The sequence below is a fragment of the Pseudomonas sp. Root329 genome, assembly GCF_001424925.1.
Classification (GTDB): domain Bacteria; phylum Pseudomonadota; class Gammaproteobacteria; order Pseudomonadales; family Pseudomonadaceae; genus Aquipseudomonas; species Aquipseudomonas arabinosi.
Genome location: NZ_LMCV01000011.1, coordinates 53,262 through 69,073, shown reverse-complemented (window position 1 = coordinate 69,073; position 15,812 = coordinate 53,262). Strand labels below are relative to the sequence as shown.

At 59.1% G+C, this 15,812-nt stretch carries 19 protein-coding genes; 10 read left to right on the top strand and 9 right to left on the bottom strand.

The window, feature by feature from the left end:
* Positions 1-64 precede the first annotated feature (64 nt).
* Positions 65-1,276: an alanine transaminase gene (alaC, locus tag ASC74_RS11425; RefSeq protein ID WP_056741463.1), complete on the bottom strand. Its 1,212-nt coding sequence runs from the start codon at positions 1,274-1,276 to the stop codon at positions 65-67.
* 139 nt (positions 1,277-1,415) lie between these two features.
* On the opposite strand from alaC, the gene ASC74_RS11420 reads away from it, so the two are divergent.
* The 5 genes from ASC74_RS11420 (at position 1,416) to ASC74_RS11400 (ending at position 4,133) form a co-directional block, all read left to right on the top strand.
* Positions 1,416-2,078, top strand: a complete 663-nt coding sequence (locus ASC74_RS11420; RefSeq protein WP_056741462.1) for a LysE family translocator — start codon at positions 1,416-1,418, stop codon at positions 2,076-2,078.
* A gap of 67 nt (positions 2,079-2,145) precedes the next feature.
* On the top strand, positions 2,146-2,631 hold the full coding sequence (locus tag ASC74_RS11415; RefSeq protein ID WP_046049519.1) for a GyrI-like domain-containing protein: 486 nt from the start codon (positions 2,146-2,148) through the stop codon (positions 2,629-2,631).
* 313 nt (positions 2,632-2,944) lie between these two features.
* Positions 2,945-3,454: a GNAT family N-acetyltransferase gene (locus tag ASC74_RS11410; protein ID WP_056741461.1), complete on the top strand. Its 510-nt coding sequence runs from the start codon at positions 2,945-2,947 to the stop codon at positions 3,452-3,454.
* Positions 3,455-3,532: 78 nt separating this feature from the next.
* Positions 3,533-3,799, top strand: a complete 267-nt coding sequence (locus tag ASC74_RS11405; protein ID WP_046049521.1) for a prevent-host-death protein — start codon at positions 3,533-3,535, stop codon at positions 3,797-3,799.
* Positions 3,792-4,133, top strand: coding sequence for a hypothetical protein (locus tag ASC74_RS11400; protein WP_056741460.1), 342 nt, complete (start codon positions 3,792-3,794; stop codon positions 4,131-4,133). Before ASC74_RS11405 ends, ASC74_RS11400 begins: the two co-directional genes overlap by 8 nt.
* A gap of 54 nt (positions 4,134-4,187) precedes the next feature.
* On the opposite strand, the gene ASC74_RS11395 is transcribed toward ASC74_RS11400, so the two are convergent.
* A complete protein-coding gene (locus ASC74_RS11395; RefSeq protein WP_056741459.1) occupies positions 4,188-4,793 on the bottom strand; it encodes a pyridoxamine 5'-phosphate oxidase family protein in 606 nt (201 codons plus the stop codon).
* Between the two features lie 7 nt (positions 4,794-4,800).
* Positions 4,801-5,286 carry a GNAT family N-acetyltransferase gene (locus ASC74_RS11390; protein ID WP_056741458.1) on the bottom strand — a complete coding sequence of 162 codons (486 nt, stop codon included), beginning with the start codon at positions 5,284-5,286 and terminating at the stop codon, positions 4,801-4,803.
* 140 nt (positions 5,287-5,426) lie between these two features.
* On the opposite strand from ASC74_RS11390, the gene ASC74_RS11385 reads away from it, so the two are divergent.
* The 3 genes from ASC74_RS11385 to ASC74_RS11375 all read left to right on the top strand — a co-directional run bounded on the left by ASC74_RS11385 (position 5,427) and on the right by ASC74_RS11375 (position 7,518).
* Positions 5,427-5,852, top strand: a complete 426-nt coding sequence (locus ASC74_RS11385; RefSeq protein ID WP_056741457.1) for a YybH family protein — start codon at positions 5,427-5,429, stop codon at positions 5,850-5,852.
* A gap of 80 nt (positions 5,853-5,932) precedes the next feature.
* The gene (locus tag ASC74_RS11380) at positions 5,933-6,283 is read left to right on the top strand and encodes a YciI family protein (protein ID WP_008151161.1); all 351 of its coding nucleotides are present in this window, start codon (positions 5,933-5,935) and stop codon (positions 6,281-6,283) included.
* Positions 6,283-7,518 (top strand): RNA polymerase sigma factor, encoded by a 1,236-nt coding sequence (locus ASC74_RS11375; RefSeq protein ID WP_056741456.1) that lies wholly within the window; start codon positions 6,283-6,285, stop codon positions 7,516-7,518. Before ASC74_RS11380 ends, ASC74_RS11375 begins: the two co-directional genes overlap by 1 nt.
* 112 nt (positions 7,519-7,630) lie before the next feature.
* On the opposite strand, the gene ASC74_RS11370 is transcribed toward ASC74_RS11375, so the two are convergent.
* Complete coding sequence (locus ASC74_RS11370) at positions 7,631-8,485, bottom strand: LysR family transcriptional regulator (RefSeq protein WP_056741455.1); 855 nt, start codon at positions 8,483-8,485, stop codon at positions 7,631-7,633.
* Between the two features lie 90 nt (positions 8,486-8,575).
* Here ASC74_RS11370 and ASC74_RS11365 point away from each other — a divergent pair, with 90 nt between their 5' ends.
* Positions 8,576-9,013, top strand: a complete 438-nt coding sequence (locus tag ASC74_RS11365) for a multidrug/biocide efflux PACE transporter (RefSeq protein WP_056741454.1) — start codon at positions 8,576-8,578, stop codon at positions 9,011-9,013.
* Between the two features lie 150 nt (positions 9,014-9,163).
* Here ASC74_RS11365 and ASC74_RS11360 read toward each other — a convergent pair whose 3' ends face one another.
* The 4 genes from ASC74_RS11360 to ASC74_RS11345 form a co-directional block, all read right to left on the bottom strand.
* Positions 9,164-9,886 (bottom strand): TylF/MycF/NovP-related O-methyltransferase, encoded by a 723-nt coding sequence (locus ASC74_RS11360; RefSeq protein WP_046049529.1) that lies wholly within the window; start codon positions 9,884-9,886, stop codon positions 9,164-9,166.
* Entirely contained in the window at positions 9,883-10,749 is an 867-nt protein-coding gene (locus tag ASC74_RS11355; RefSeq protein ID WP_056741453.1) for a hypothetical protein, read from the bottom strand. The genes ASC74_RS11360 and ASC74_RS11355 overlap by 4 nt, the downstream gene beginning before the upstream one ends.
* Before the next feature lie 183 nt (positions 10,750-10,932).
* The gene (locus tag ASC74_RS11350) at positions 10,933-12,546 is read right to left on the bottom strand and encodes an inorganic phosphate transporter (RefSeq protein WP_056741452.1); all 1,614 of its coding nucleotides are present in this window, start codon (positions 12,544-12,546) and stop codon (positions 10,933-10,935) included.
* Between the two features lie 201 nt (positions 12,547-12,747).
* Positions 12,748-13,770: a transporter gene (locus tag ASC74_RS11345; protein WP_008145929.1), complete on the bottom strand. Its 1,023-nt coding sequence runs from the start codon at positions 13,768-13,770 to the stop codon at positions 12,748-12,750.
* Between the two features lie 386 nt (positions 13,771-14,156).
* Between ASC74_RS11345 and ASC74_RS11340 the strand changes: the two genes are divergently transcribed.
* Positions 14,157-14,594 carry a hypothetical protein gene (locus ASC74_RS11340; RefSeq protein WP_056741451.1) on the top strand — a complete coding sequence of 146 codons (438 nt, stop codon included), beginning with the start codon at positions 14,157-14,159 and terminating at the stop codon, positions 14,592-14,594.
* Here the strand turns inward: ASC74_RS11340 and ASC74_RS11335 are convergent.
* Positions 14,591-15,769 (bottom strand): GAF domain-containing sensor histidine kinase, encoded by a 1,179-nt coding sequence (locus ASC74_RS11335; protein ID WP_056741450.1) that lies wholly within the window; start codon positions 15,767-15,769, stop codon positions 14,591-14,593. The genes ASC74_RS11340 and ASC74_RS11335 overlap by 4 nt on opposite strands.
* Positions 15,770-15,812: the final 43 nt, after the last annotated feature.

Here is a 15,812-nt window from a genome sequence, read left to right as displayed (position 1 = left end):
TAAATGTTGAATGTAAGTCCGCTTTCGCGAGCAAGCCCGCTCCCACAGTGTTATGTGTCAGGCGTCAGGATTTGGTAGCCAACCCATCCGCCCGGAACATCCCGCGAATCCCGCGTATGGCCTGACGAATCCGGTCCTGGTTTTCGATCAGCGCGAAGCGCACGTGATCGTCCCCATACTCACCAAACCCTACGCCCGGCGAGACACAAACCTTGGCCTCGGCCAGCAGCTTCTTGGCGAACTCCAGCGAGCCCAAGTGCGCATACGCCTCGGGGATCTTCGCCCAGACATACATCGACGCTTTCGGGTTCTCGACCATCCAGCCCAGTTCATGCAGGCCTTTGACCAGTACGTTGCGACGCTGACGATACTGCTCGGCAATGTCTTTGACGCACTGCTGATCACCTTCCAGCGCCGCAATCGCCGCGACCTGCAGCGGAGTAAACGTACCGTAGTCGTGATAACTCTTGATCCGCGCCAGGGCGTTGACCAGTTCGGCGTTGCCGACCATGAAACCGATGCGCCAGCCCGCCATGTTGTAGCTCTTGGACAGGGTGAAAAACTCCACCGCAATGTCCTTGGCGCCCGGCACTTGCATGATCGACGGGGCTTTCCAGCCGTCGTAGACGATGTCGGCGTAAGCCAGGTCGTGCACCACCAAAACGTCGTACTGCTTGGCGAGGGCGATCACCCGTTCGAAGAAGTCCAGTTCCACGCACTGGGCGGTGGGGTTGGACGGGAAGCCGAGGATCATCATTTTCGGTTTCGGGATCGAGCCGCGAATGGCGCTTTCCAGTTCGGCGAAGAAGTCCACGCCCGGAATCAACGGCACCGAACGCACCTGAGCGCCGGCAATCACCGCGCCGTAGATGTGAATCGGGTAGCTCGGGTTCGGCACCAGAACGGTATCGCCCTGGTCGAGGGTGGCCAGCATCAAATGCGCCAGGCCTTCCTTGGAACCGATGGTGACGATGGCTTCGCTTTCCGGGTCGATGTCGACCTCGTAGCGATCCTTGTACCAATTGGAAATTGCCCGGCGCAGACGCGGAATGCCCTTGGACGTCGAATAACCGTGGGTGTCTTCGCGCTGGGCGACGGTCACCAGTTTTTCGACGATGTGCGGCGGAGTAGGGCCGTCAGGGTTGCCCATGCTGAAGTCGATGATGTCTTCGCCACGACGACGGGCGGCCATCTTCAGCTCGGCAGTGATGTTGAATACGTAAGGGGGGAGTCGATCTATGCGCGCAAAGCGGCGCGGCGAACCTGGGTTAGCCATTGTTGCCTCGGATAACGTGAGCGCCCGGAACCGTCCGAGCGACGCTGGTCACTGCGGTGACCTGTGGCGGAATGTAAGGGTTGATGTGGCAAACTGTCCAGCGACTATGTAAACAAATTTGTCCGAAGGAAATCGGTTGATGGAATTTACCAGTGGCTTCTTGCTGAGCCTTTCGCTGTGCCTGGACATCGGCGTGGCCAACATCGCGATGATCACGTTGGCGATGCAACGTGGCTATTTTCAAGGCTTTGCGCTGGGTTTGGGGACGTGTGTCGGCGACCTGATCTACGCCGTGCTGGCCTTGGCCGGGATGACCGTTTTGCTGCAATACGAAACCGTGCGCTGGGTACTGTGGATCGGTGGTTCAGCGCTGTTGGTGTATTTCGCGGCGAAGATGATCTATTCGGCGATTCACCATGAGGCGGTACTGGCGCAGACCGCAGAGGTGGGGCAGAACTCTCACCGGAAGGAGTTTTTTCGAGGGATCTTCCTGGCCATGTCGTCACCCAGCGCCATTCTCTGGTTCGCAGCGGTGGGTGGCACATTGATCGCTCGTTCCGGTGGCGGTGGCACACTCAGTTCGGCGTTGTTTCTCGGCGGATTTCTGTGCGCCGGGGTGCTCTGGTGCGTCGCTTTGTGCTTCGCCGCGAGTCACGGCGGCAAGTTGCTGGGAGACAAACTACTGCGTTACTCCTATATGGCATCGGCGGCGATCTTCTGCTATTTCGCGGTCTACGTGATCCTATCTGGGTATAACGAGTTCGTCGGCGCAGGTGCTGTCGAGCCGTTGCATGCACTGTAACTGGGCGAATTCGGTTTGGGTTCTATACTCCCAGCCGAACCCACTTTTTTGTTCCAGGAGTTGAGTCATGGATGAGCAAACAGGCGTCGAAACCGCCAAGCCACGCTTCGAGCACGGGCACTTCCTGCTCATTGCAGGGCTTGGCGGACGATTTACCCAGGAAACCTCCAAGAAAATTCCCGATCTCTGGGAGAAATTCATTCCCGAGATTGGCAAAATTCCCGGTCAAAAAAACGAAGTGACCTACGGCATCTGTTGCAATCCGGATGGCAAGGGCGGCTTCGAATACATCGCCGGCGTTGAAATCAGCAAGCTCGACGACCTGCCGGATAAATACCGTTGGGTCGAGGTCCAGCCTCAACATTACGCCGTGTTCGAGCACAAGGGCTCTCTCGATCAGTTGCCCCAGACGTTCCAATACATCTGGAAAACCTGGCTGCCGCAGTCCGGTTATCAGGCGGCGGACGCCCCGGAATTCGAACGCTATAGCGAAGACTTCAACCCGAAGCTCAACACAGGCGTGCTGGAAATCTGGCTGCCACTCAAGCCTTGACTCCATCGGGAGGCGGACTTGGCATCCGCCTCCTGCCCGTTACTTGCCTTGCTTCATCCGTCGCGCCCGCAACAGGTCAATCGTCAACGTGATGAAGCCAAACGAGTTGATGCCCAACAACATAAGAAGTCCGATCTGAACGCTGCTCATGGTGTATTCCCCTTATTGATGGCCAGAGACAGGACACATCAATAATCCGCACCGACAAGCAATGACAGCGCCTATACGCAGGCTTTACGGCGCCTACAGTGATCGATATGAACACCTTATTAATTTATGATCCCCAGCCTTCCATCGCTGATCCCGAGCTGCCATGAACACCGTCATCCGTCACGTCACACCTGCTGATCTGGACCGCTGCTACGCCATCGAAACCGTTGCCTACGAAGGCGACGAAGCCGCCACCCGCGAAAAAATCGCCACGCGCATTGCCACCTGGCCCGAAGGTTTCATCGTGGCCGAAGTCGACGGCGTTGTAGCCGGTTTCATCAATTCCGGTGCGGCGTTTCAGGTAGAAATGTCGGACGAGGCGTTCAAGGAACTGATCGGCCACGACCCGGCCGGCCCGCACGTGGTCATCATGTCGGTGGTGGTGCACCCGGATTATCAGGGGCAGGGCCTGGCGAAACAGTTGATGGGCGAATTCATCGAGCGGATGCGCGCGCTGGGCAAGACCCACATCCATCTGATGTGCAAGGAGCGGCACATTCCGCTGTATGCGGGGTTTGGCTTTGCCTACATCAAGCCTTCAGCGTCCGACCATGGCGGGATGGCATGGCATGAGATGGTGTTGGAGTTGGGACAAGAGCAAATGAGTTCTTGAGATAAGTTTTTTAATGGCCTAAATTCAGACCTTGTTGCAGCGACCATCCTGTTCGGATGGTGAGCAGAGGAATGAATGATGCGAGTTGAAACTATCAGTTTTGTTAAAAAGAATGCGGCAGCGCTGGATCTTTCTGAGCCGATGCTCGTCACTCAGAATGGTGTTCCGGCTTATGTGATCGAGTCCTACGAGGAGCGTAAGCGACGAGATGAGGCCATCGCGCTGATCAAACTTCTTTCGTTTTCTTCTCGCGACAAAGAACAGGGTAAGCTGATTTCTGGCGACACTTTGCTGGCCAGACTGGCGCAGCGGCGCCAATTGCAGCAAGACGATAACGATGCCTGAGGCCTTCAGGGTAGAGTTTGCGACTGCTGCGGAGCATGGGGTTGTTTCGCTGGAGCATTATCTCACGCAGCAATGCGGTCGAAAAAAAGCGGCAGAGATGGTTGATCAGCTGGTGATGCAGATCGTTACGGCTCTGAGCAATCAGGCCCATGTTTACGGTGTATGTCAGGAAGCAGCGTCGCTTGGGGTCACTCATTTTCGTGAGTACTTGCCCATGGGGCAGCGGGTTTTGTATGAGGTGTTCCCGAGTGAAAACCTTGTAGTGGTCGCTTTGGTTATCGGCCAGCGTCAAAGTATCGAGAAACAGTTGCTCGATTACTGTCTTCTCCTCTAACCGCTAGTCAAATCCCAAAAGGGTTGCCTCAAGGCAACCCTTTTTCGTGTTTGATCAGTAGAGGCTGTTGCGCACTCTGGCCGGTGCTTCCCGGTCATACGTCTCGGCATCGAACTGCCCATCGTTCAAACGCTTGTGAAATGCACCCGCCGTCGGCAGGGCAGAGCGTTCGAGGTGCTTCTCAGGGTTCCATAAATCCGAACGAACGATGGCCTTGGAGCAGTGGAAGTACGCCGCTTCCACCGTCACCAGCATCACCGTGCGCGCCGGTTTGCCATTGACCGCAAAGCTCTCCAGCAACCCAGGTTCGGCGCTGATCTGTGCCGTGCCGTTAACCCGCAACGTTTCGCCAATCCCGGGAATGATAAACAGCAGCGATACCCGCGAGTCGAGTACGACGTTACGCAGCGTGTCGATGCGGTTGTTGCCCGGCCGATCGGGGATTGCCAGGGTGCGTTCATCAATGATTCGCACGAAACCCGGCGTGTCGCCCCGCGGTGAACCGTCCATCCCGTCTGGCCCCACCGAGCTGACAATCACCAGCGGCGAGGCGCGGACCATCGTCTGATAATCCTCGTTCAGAAAGGGGATCTGCTTGCGCACGGCGCGGTCGTGGGGTTGGCCGTAGAGAGCTTCCAGTTCTTCGATGCTGTTGAGCATAACCACCTCAGAAAATCAGACCCATGCGCCGTTCATAACCGATCCGGCCCCTGTAGGCTTCGCCGCTGTCGACCCAGCCGAACTTTGCGTAGAGCGCGATGGCCGATGCGTTATCCGCATCCACCGACAATTCCAGCCCCTTTATTTCCGGAAATGCCTGACGCGCCACGTCGGGCAGGGCTTGCAGACAGGCCTTGCCATAGCCTTTGCCCTGAGCCCTATGATCGACTTGCAGTGCGTGAAGGGTGGCGCTGTGTTCATCGGCCCAGGCCGGCAGCACGGGCGGGCGCTTGAGCAGCAGAAAGGCCACGGGAACCTCCTCGACCAGTAGCGCAAATCCTTTGACGCCGGGGCCGGGTTTGGACAGCAAGGTGTGCAACGCACCGTGAATGTCGCCGGAGAACTTGATTTGTTCTTTGTGTACTTCAATGGCCTCGACCTGCTGGCGCTGGAGCGCGTTCAGGCTGTCGTAAGGCACGAGTCGGGATGTCACTGGAGTGTCCTTTTTCCAACAAAATGTGTTTCGGATTCTAACGAGTTTGCGTCCATGGATTATTTTTATTTGGGCTGTCGATTTGGCTTTTCGCCAGACGACTAAGGGTGTCTTCACAACAAAAACCACGGAGAACCACCATGAACGCTACCCACGAAATCCAGACCCTGATCGACACCTATCGTCAGGCGGTCATCGCCAAGGATGTCGAGAAACTCATGCCCCTGTATGCCGAGGACATCGTCTCCTACGACGCGGTCAAGGCCCTGCAATTTCGGGGCAAAGCCGCCTACCGCGCGCATTGGCAGGAATGCATGGAAATGTGCCAGGGTGCGCACAAGTTCGACTTCGACCATATGAACATCGTCGCGGACGAGCACATCGCCTTCGCCCATTGGCTGGCCCATTGCGGCGGCACCAACGAGAAGGGCGAAACCCAGGCCTGCTGGATGCGCGTGACCGCCTGTTATCGGCGCGACGATGGGCACTGGCGCATCGTCCACGAACACTGGTCGGCCCCGTTCGACATGATGAGCGGCACGGCGCTGTTCAACCTGGAACCTTGAACGTCAGGCCGATTCGTCGGGAATGTCGCGAAAGCGTCAATCAGCAGCCATAGTTGATCCGTTCGATTCAGGAGAGCCCCATGAAGTATTTATGCCTGGTCTACAGCAACGAGCACGAGTTGCACTCGCTGCCCGAAAGTCCGAATGACGCTGAATGCATGGCTTACGCCGAGGCGATCCAGGGCAGCGGCCGAATGGTCGCCGCCGAGGCGCTGGAGTCGGTGCAGACCGCGACCACGGTGCGCATGCGCAACGGGAAAATGTCGATCACCGACGGCCCGTTCGCCGAAACCAAGGAGCAATTGGCCGGCTTTTACCTGATCGATGCCAAGGATCTCAATGAAGCCATCCAGGTCGCCGGCAATATTCCGGCGGCCCGGGTCGGCTGTGTCGAGGTGCGTCCCGTTCGCCAGTTGAATCCCGGCGCCTGATGTCGGCCGAGTCGGTACGGGCGCGGGTCGAGCAGGTTTACCGCGAAGAGTCACGGCGGATTTTGGCGACCCTGATCCGTTTGCTTGGCGATTTCGATCTCGCCGAAGAAGCCTTGCACGAGGCGTTTTTCGTCGCGGTCGAGCGCTGGCAGCGTGACGGTGTGCCGGACAATCCGCGTACCTGGCTCGTGTCCACGGGGCGCTTCAAGGCCATCGATGTGTTGCGGCGGCGCGCACGCTTCATCGCGTCGCAACCGATGTTGATCGCTCAACTGGAGGCGCTGGAGCAGGCCGACTGGAGTGACGAAGACGTGGAAGACGATCGCTTGCGCCTGATCTTCACCTGTTGTCACCCGGCACTCGCGGCGAACGCCCAGGTGCCGTTGACGCTGCGCGAAGTCTGCGACCTGACCACGGAAGAAATCGCCCGAGCCTTTCTGTCGGCGCCAGCGACCATAGCCCAGCGCATCGTGCGTGCCAAGGCGAAAATCCGTGACGCGAAAATTCCTTATCAAGTGCCAACCCTGGCGGAGTTGCCCGAACGCCTGGACAGCGTGCTGCGGGTGATTTACCTGGTGTTCAACGAGGGCTATTCCGCGTCCATGGGCGCGGAGCTGACCCGTGAAGATTTGACCCGCGAGGCGATTCGGCTCGGTCGTCTGTTGATGGAACTGCTGCCCGAACCCGAGGTGATGGGGCTGCTGGCGCTGATGCTGCTGCACGAGTCCCGACGCCCGGCCCGGACGTCGGCGAGCGGGGAGTTGATCGTGCTGGATGAGCAGGACCGTTCGTTGTGGGACGCCGAGATGATCGAAGAAGGTTGCGCGTTGGTAGAGCGGGCGCTGACGACTCGGCGCTTCGGGCCTTATTGCCTGCAAGCGGCGATTGCGGCATCGCATGCCGAAGCGCCCACGGCGGCGGAAACGGACTGGCTGGAGATTGTGGGTCTGTATGACGTGCTGTTGCGGGCGGCGCCTTCGCCAGTGATCGAGTTGAACCGTGCGGCGGCGATCTCCAAGCGGGATGGACCGTTGGCGGGGGTGACGTTGGTTGAAGGGATTCTGGCTCGGGGTGATTTGCTGGATTACCACTTGGCGCACGCGGCGCGGGCGGAGTTTTGTCGGCAGTTGGGAAGGGTAGATGAGGCAAGGGCGGCTTATGAGCGGGCGTTGGAGTTGACGCAGCAAGTGCCGGAGCGACGGTTTATCGAGGCCCGGTTGCGGGCGTTGGAGTGATGTGATCTTGCGGGCCTCTTCGCGAGCAAGCCCGCTCCCACATTCGACCGCATTTCTGTTGAAGGAACTCGGTCAACTGTGGGAGCGGGCTTGCTCGCGAATGGCAGCAACGCTATTCCAGCATCTTGCCAAGCAACCAACTCCCCGCAGGCCCCGGCGGATGCAGCCGCGACCACAGCGCATCGACGAATACCGGTTTCGGCCAGCCGCGCACGTCCAGTTCCTGCAACGTCCCGGGGCCAAACCGCTCCACCAGCCACCGGGGCAACGGCGCCCAGCCGAATCCGCCCTGGGCCATTTCCAGCAGCATCAGATAACTCGGCGCCGACCAGACGCGCCCCTTTGCCCGGCTTTCATACGGATTGACGATCGTCGCCAGACGCAGCTCCCGGTGTTGTTGCAACACGTCCTGATCGATGTGGCTCAGCGCCGCCAACGGATGCTCACGGGACACGAACAGGGCAATCTCCGTCCGTTCTTCCACGGTCGAGCTGACCAGGTCCGGCGGGTAACTGTCTTGTTTTTCGGCGAAGGCCACCTGCGCCCGACCCCGTTGCACCAAGGCCACCAAGTCATCGCACTCGGCGATCAGGCATTCAAGTTCCAGATCCGGATAGCGCTGCTCGAAGGCACTGAGCGCCGCTTCGAATCGGTCGGACTGATAGGTATCAGAAATCGCCACCGTCAGCTTTGGCTCGACCCCTTGGGACAGTTGGCTGGCGGTCATTTCCAGTCGGCTGGTGGCGGCCAGGATTTCCTCGGCCCGTTGCAGCATCACGTGCCCGGCCGGCGTCAGGCTCGGCTTGCGGCTGCTGCGGTCGAACAGCGTCAGGTTCAAGTCGATTTCAAGGCTGGCCACGGCGGCGCTGATGGTCGACTGACTGCGCCCCAGTTTGCGCGCCGCGGCGGAAAACGAGCCTTGAGTCGCTGCCTGGACAAAGGCCTGCAGCACTTCTTGAGAGGCCATGAACTATCGCCTTGATCGATGGTTATTGGTTATGAAGTATCGGTGCGAAGAAGGATCATGGCAACCACAGTCACTCAGAGGAGTCTGGCCATGAGCGCCAACAAATCCATCACTGAACGTATTTTCCAGGCCATTGGTTTCGAATTGCTGGCCATCCTGATCTGTACGCCGCTGCTGGCGTGGATCATGGACAAACCGATGCTCGACATGGGCGTCGTGACCATGGCTATCGCGGCACTTGCCCTGGCCTGGAACGTGGTCTTCAACGGATTGTTCGACCGTGCGCTCAAACACTACAACCTCGTGCACAACGCGTGGGTACGTGTTGTCCATGCGCTGTTGTTCGAAGGCGGTCTGGTCGCGGTGGGTGTGCCGTTGATTGCCTGGTGGCTGAAGGTCAGCCTGTGGCAAGCGTTCGTGCTGGATATCGGCGTGCTGCTGTTTTTCCTGCCGTACACCTACGTCTACCACTGGACGTATGACGTGGTGCGGGAGCGGTTGATCCTGCGCCAGGCTTACGAAGCTTAAAAACAAAGATCGCAGCCTCGTTTCACTCGACAGCTCCTACAGGGATCGCATTCCAATGTAGGAGCTGTCGAGTGAAACGAGGCTGCGTGAACCTTAACTGGTGTCCAGAATTACTTGACCAGTTCAGGCTCGCTCCCACAGGGTTATGCGTTAGACGTGGAAATAACCTACGCAGCTATCAAACGGCAAACGCTTGAGCTCGATCTTGTTCAGGTCGAGTACTTCGCGCAGGGCTTTGGTTTCGCCGGGGAAGTTGCGGTAAGCGACTTCGTCGAGTACCACGATTGCGCCTTTTGGCATGTACGGCAGGAAGGTTTCCAGCGCGACTTTGGTCGATTCGTACAGGTCGGTGTCGAGGATCAGCATGGCCACGACCAGGTCCGGCCGGGTCTTGACCCACTCAGGCACGGTCTTGACGATGTCGCCTTTCACCAACTCGCAACGCGGGATGCGGTTGACCGGGCGGAGCAGGTCGTTGGCGTCGATCATGTCCTGGATCAGGGACTGGTCGGTGTCGGAGAACATTGTCTCGTTGACGTCGGCCGGGTCTTCGTTTTTGTCGATGCTCTGGAAGCCTTCGAACGTGTCGAAGCCAACGATCGAACGGTTGATCGCGTACGGTTCGAGAATCATCGACAGGTGCATGTAAAGCATCAGCGAGTTGCCCTTGTACACGCCGCACTCGATGATCGCGCCCGGCACTTCGGCCACCTTCTTGAACAGCTCCATGCGCGAGAGTGCAGCAGTCACGCCGATGCGGTTGGCGAAGACGAACGGCGCGTCGGCCACGTACTCGGCATCGACCCGTTTCAGAACGTTGGCACGGGTTTCGTTGTACTGGGCCTCGGCAGGCGTGATGCGACGCTTGGTCATTGCTGGATTCCTTGGAAATTCGAAAAGTCGTGGGCGTGGAAATAGTCTTTGAAACCGGCGCCGACATCAGGGCAGGCGCTATCGACGTTGATCGCGCCGCGCTTGTGCTTGAGGTCGTCGAGGTGCATCAGGCGGAAGTCCACGCTGAAGCGGGTTTGATCGGTGTGGTTGGCGACCGTGCCGTGCAGGTGCGAGCCGGAGAAGATCAGCATCTCACCGGTGTTGCCGGCGATGCGCATTTCGGATGCGGTGTTGATCGCCTCCAGCGGTACCGGGTGCACGCGGACTTCCTCTTTGAGGTTGTCCTTGGCCTTGTGCCGCTGGTTGTTGATCCAGTCGTTGAGGCTCCATTCGCTGGAGGTGTTCTTCACCGGCACGTCGAAGTAGCCGGCGTTGATCATCATGGTCTGGTCGGGGCTGATGGTGTGCACCGGCATCCAGGTGTTGATCTGGCAATCGACGCTGCCGTACCAGGTGTCGCGATGCGGTTTGTAGGCATAGCTGACACCGGCGTGCAGGTAGTCGTAGTTCGGCACCACACGAATGCGCGGCACGTCGAAAATGTACTCGTGCGGGTCGACACCGATCTCGTCGATAAACGACAAGATCAGGTCCTTGGCGCGCTGGCTGTTGGTGAACTGGCCCTTGAGGCGCGTCACCAGCACCACGAATTCTTCCACCGGCATCAGCGTGTGCAGCGCCTGGTGGTTGGTCTCGCCGTCGAAGGCGGCGGTGATGCTTTCCTGAGCAAACGCACACAGCTCTTTGGCGGCACGCAACTGAGTGTTCAGGAAGATGTCGCCGGCGTAGATGGCTTCTTTGAAGTCAGCTTTCTGTTGAAGCTGATTGATGTACAGATTCACGATTCCACTCCTGAATGCATCGAGTCTCTAATGAGTCGGCCACACGTTAGCAAACTGAAGTGCAATCCGGCGGGTGGCAGATCAATAAAGCCGCAACCCCAATAATTTGCGACGAAATGCGTTTTCCGTGCAAAAAAAATCCCGGCTCAGAAACGAACCGGGACTGTTGAAACGTTGATCAGATCAGAACAGTTGGGTGAACAACCAGTACAGGCTGCCCGACAACAGAATCGCCGCCGGCAAGGTCAACACCCAGGCCATCAGCAGGTTGCGGATGGTCTTCATCTGCAAGCCGCCGCCGTTGGCGACCATGGTCCCGGCCACGCCCGATGACAGTACGTGCGTGGTCGACACCGGCAGGCCGAACATGTCCGCCGCGCCGATGGTCAGCATCGCGACGGTTTCCGCCGAGGCGCCTTGCGCATACGTCAGGTGGGTCTTGCCGATCTTCTCGCCGACCGTCACCACGATGCGTTTCCAGCCGACCATGGTGCCCAGGCCCAGGGCGATGGCCACCGCGATTTTCACCCACAGCGGAATGAACCGCGTGGCGTTGTCGATCTGCTGCTTGAACAGTTGCAGCTTGCCGCTGGTGTCGGCGTCGAAGTTGCCGACCTTGTTCTTGTCCATCAGGCGAATGGTTTCGCTGGTCAGGTACATGTCGTTACGCACGTTGCCCATGGCCTCAGCCGGGACTTTCGAGAGCGAGCCGTAGCCCTTCACTTCGCTCCCGATATTGCCGGTCAACGCGGCGAGGGCGGGGATCAGTTGCGGCGTGACTTCCTTGCTGCGCACGTAATCGGACAGCACCGGACGCGGGTCGGCCGGCGCTGGCAGCGGCGCACTTTTGACCAACGCTTGTTGGGTGACTTCGGCCACGGCGGCAAACTGCAGCGCCTGGTCCGCCGGCATGGTGCGGTTCAGCGCGTAAGCCATCGGCAGCGTGCCGACCAGAATCAGCATGATCAGGCCCATGCCTTTCTGGCCATCGTTGGAACCGTGGGCGAAGGACACGCCGGTGCAGGTCAGGATCAACATGCCGCGAATCCACCACGGTGGCGGAGTGTCGCCCTTCGGTGCTTTGTACAGTGCACGATTCTTCACGAAAGCACGCAAGGCCAGCAGCAACAGCGCGGCGAACGCGAAGCCGATCAGCGGCGACAGCAACAGCGCATAGCCGACTTTGGTTGCCTGCGCCCAGTCCACGCCGCTGGTGCCGTCGCGGCCGTGCATCAGGGCATTGGCCACGCCAACCCCGATGATCGAGCCGATCAGGGTGTGCGACGACGAGGCAGGCAAGCCCAGCCACCAGGTGCCGAGGTTCCACAATATCGCGGCGATCAACAGGGCGAAGATCATGGCGAAACCGGCGGAGGAACCGACTTGCAGAATCAGCTCCACCGGCAGCAGGGCGATGATGCCGAACGCCACCGCACCGCTGGACAGCAGCACCCCGAGGAAGTTGAAGAACCCGGACCAGGCCACCGCGAAATTCGGCGGCAAGGAGTTGGTGTAAATCACCGTGGCCACGGCGTTGGCGGTGTCGTGGAAACCGTTGACGAACTCAAAGCCGAGGGCAATCAGCAGCGCCACGCCCAACAGCAGAAACGGCGTCCAGGTGGTCACCACGGTGCCGAGTTCGTTCATGTCGTGCATCAGGCTGTAGGCGGTGAACAACAGCCCGCTGCCCAGCACAGCGAAGAAAATCACGATGGTCAGCAGGCCGGGCTTTTTATCGAGTTGAGGTTTAGCGCTACTGGCGGGCGCCTGGGCGGCGGTGAAGGAAGGAGTAGCCATGACGGACAATCCTGAGGGGAGAAGGAGTGTCGCCCATGATCGTTGCTGAATGTTACAGAGAGGCTGCGCTGGATCAGGGTTTGGGGTTTTTTAAAGGCAGAAACAAAAGATCGCAGCCTCGTTTCACTCGACAGCTCCTACAGGGTTGCGCATTCCAAATGTAGGAGCTGTCGAGTGAAACGAGGCTGCGATCTTTTGATCTTAATAATCCTGGCGCTTGCGAAACGCCCAACGCCCGGCGATCACGGTAAACGTCGCGACCAGTGCCACCAGAATCCAGAACCCTTCCGGGTCGCCGGAAAGCGGCACCCCACCGACGTTCATCCCGAAGAAACCGGCGATGATGTTGATCGGCAAGGCCAGCACCGTGACCACGGTCAGGGTGAACAGCGTGCGGTTGCTCTGTTCGTTGAGGTTGGCGGCGATTTCTTCCTGCAACAGCTTGATCCGTTCGCCCAGCGCCGTGAGGTCGTTGATGATCAGCGCGAACTCCTCGGTGGACTTGCGCAGCTCCTTGACGTCTTCCTTCTGCAACCACTGCGGCGGGCGATTGAGCAGGCGCAGCAACGAGCCCGGTTCCAGCGCCAACAAGCGTTGCAGGCGCACCAGTACCCGTCGGTTGGCACCCAGCTCAGCCCGGTTGGTCGACAGCCGCGAGGACAGCAACTCATCCTCGATCTGATCGACACTGAGGCTGGTCTTGCGCACGATCTGGGTCAGCACTTCGCCCTGATCGCGCAGCAGATGCACCAGTAACTCCAGCGGCGAGCGAAAGCACTCACCGGCCTTCACCGATGAGCGCAGTTTGTCCACCGAGTGCAGCGGTTGCAGGCGTGCGCTGACGATCAGCCGACTGCGGGCGCAAACCCACAGCGTCGAAACATCTGAAGAAACCATGCTGCTGAGGTTGAACACCACGTCGTTGACCACCGCTAGCAACGCCGAATCCACATGCTCGATACGCGTCGAACGAGAGCCCTCATGCAGCGCTTCGAAAAATTCGTCGGGCAATTCCAGATGGCTTTTCATCCAGCGCTCGCATGCGGCGTGGGCCAGGTTCAGGTGCAGCCAGAGAAATTCGTCGTTGTCGCCGGGTTGTTGCAGGCACTGCAAGGCCTTGGCCGAATCGAGCTCGCGGCCGCGCTCACCGGGGCGAAAACTGAAACCGTACAGCAGACCGAACAGGTCCGTGTCGCGATGACTTTGGTCGATGCTGTGGTTCATGAGGTCTCACTGAGGGAGGTGCGGTCGGTCGCTTTGTGTAGCAGCTGTCGAGCTTGCGAGGCTGCGTTCGGCTGCGCAGCAGTCGTAAAACCTGAGTGCGAGGTTTTTCTGAAACACCGCATCGTCTAATTTCACGACTGCTACGTCCGAACGCGGCCCGAACCGAACGCAGGCTTCGCCAGCTGCTACAGGTCGCGTTACGGCGGGTTTCACAGGTTCACTTGAGCCGCATCATCGCAAGGATTTTTGACGGTTTTGTGACGGTTAGTCGGTTGGCGAAAGGCCTTTGTATCGGCGCTGAGACTGAGTCGGTACACAGTCGATCTCAAGTCCGCAGTGTCGATGTCGATGACCACGGTAATCCCAAATCCCAATGGAAAACCGCCATGGTCAGCATCACTTCCGTTTCGATCACCCCGACGGCCACGACTGCTTCGAACAAGACTGCCGTCAGTGAGAGCACCGAAGACACCTCAGTCACGGCAACCGCCGAGGCGTCCAGTGACACCACCAAGGTATCCGCCGGCGGCGCCCCCGCGGCGAGCGGCAGCAGCTCCAGCAGCAGCGAAGAATCCGATACGGTGAAAGAGCTGCGCAAGCAGATCGCCGAGCTGCAAAAGCAATTGCAGGAACAACAGCAGCAACTGCAAGCGGCCCAAGCCAGGCAGGAAAGCGCCGAAGCCAAAGCGGCAGACGTCGCGGCGGCTCAGTCGCAGATTGCGACGACTTCGGGTTCGTTGCAGACCGCGACGGCGGCGTTGTTGCAGGCGTTGCAGGATGAGGGGGGCAGTACTTCCGGTTCCTTGGTCAGTACGACTGCTTAACTCAGTGCTGGAAGACTGAAGGTGAACGTCGTGCCCTGTTGCTCGGTCGAGGCCACGTCCAGTTTTCCGCCATGGGACTGCGCAATCTGACGGGCAATGTACAACCCTAACCCGAGACCGGTCTGCGGTGTTCCGCTGGCCGATCGCGAGTAGGGTCGGAACAGATGGGGCAGCACATCCTCGGCAATCAGCCCCTGATTGTTCACGCTCAGCACGAACTGTCCTTCATTGATCTGCGCGCTGATATCGATCGGGCCGTCGGGATCGCCATGAGCAACCGCGTTCGCCACCAGATTGGAGAGTAACTGTGCGACCCGTTCGCGATCGCAATGAACGCTGTGCAGGTCACCGATGGACGATTGAATGGTACGGTCGGGATGGACGCTCTGAACCTCTGAAATCACATGCCGCAACGCATCCTCGAGATCCGGGCACGGCTCGATGTTCACGGGAATGCCACGGCCCAAAGAGCCGCGAGCGAAATCCAGAACGTCATCGACCAGTTTGGTCGCACGACGGGCACTGGTGAGGATGTGCCGGGCCCGTTGCTGATTCGCCGGATCGGGTAGTTTGCGCAGGAACATTTCGGCGCCGGCGCTGATGGCGAACAAGGGATTGCGCAGATCATGCCCGAGCACGGCGATGAACTGTTCGCGCAGTTCGGCGGTTTCCCGTTCCTGCTTCAGCGCTGCTTCGGTCTTTTGCAGGATTTCTTCGGCTTCGATCTGCAGCGCCAGCATCCGGGCGAAGGATTCCATGGTGCTCTGGATCGTGCTGGATTTGAGGGGCGCAGGGTTGGGATCAAGGGCGCAGAGGGTGCCGAAAAAGCGTCCGTCGGTGCGGAAAACCGGCACGGATATGTAGCTTTCGAACTGATAGAGGCGAGGGGTGTGGTGATCGCGGTAAAGCGGGTCTTCACTGGCTTTTTCGATGACCACCGAATGATGCGACCGACGAATTTCGTGGCACAGGGTCGTGACAAGATCCAGCTCACCGCCGACCTGCAAACCGAAATTCAGCTGATCGAGCACCGCACACGCCGTCCACGATTCTTCGGTGACCCGGGCCACGGCGACGAAGCGCAGTCCCGTCAGTTCATGGATCACTTGAAGAATCGCCGGCACCGCACTGATCCGACCGATCGTGGCGATGTCTGCTGCCGCTGCTTGCCCCATTTCAATCTATCCCTGTATGAACGGTGTGGTGGGATTCTAGCGG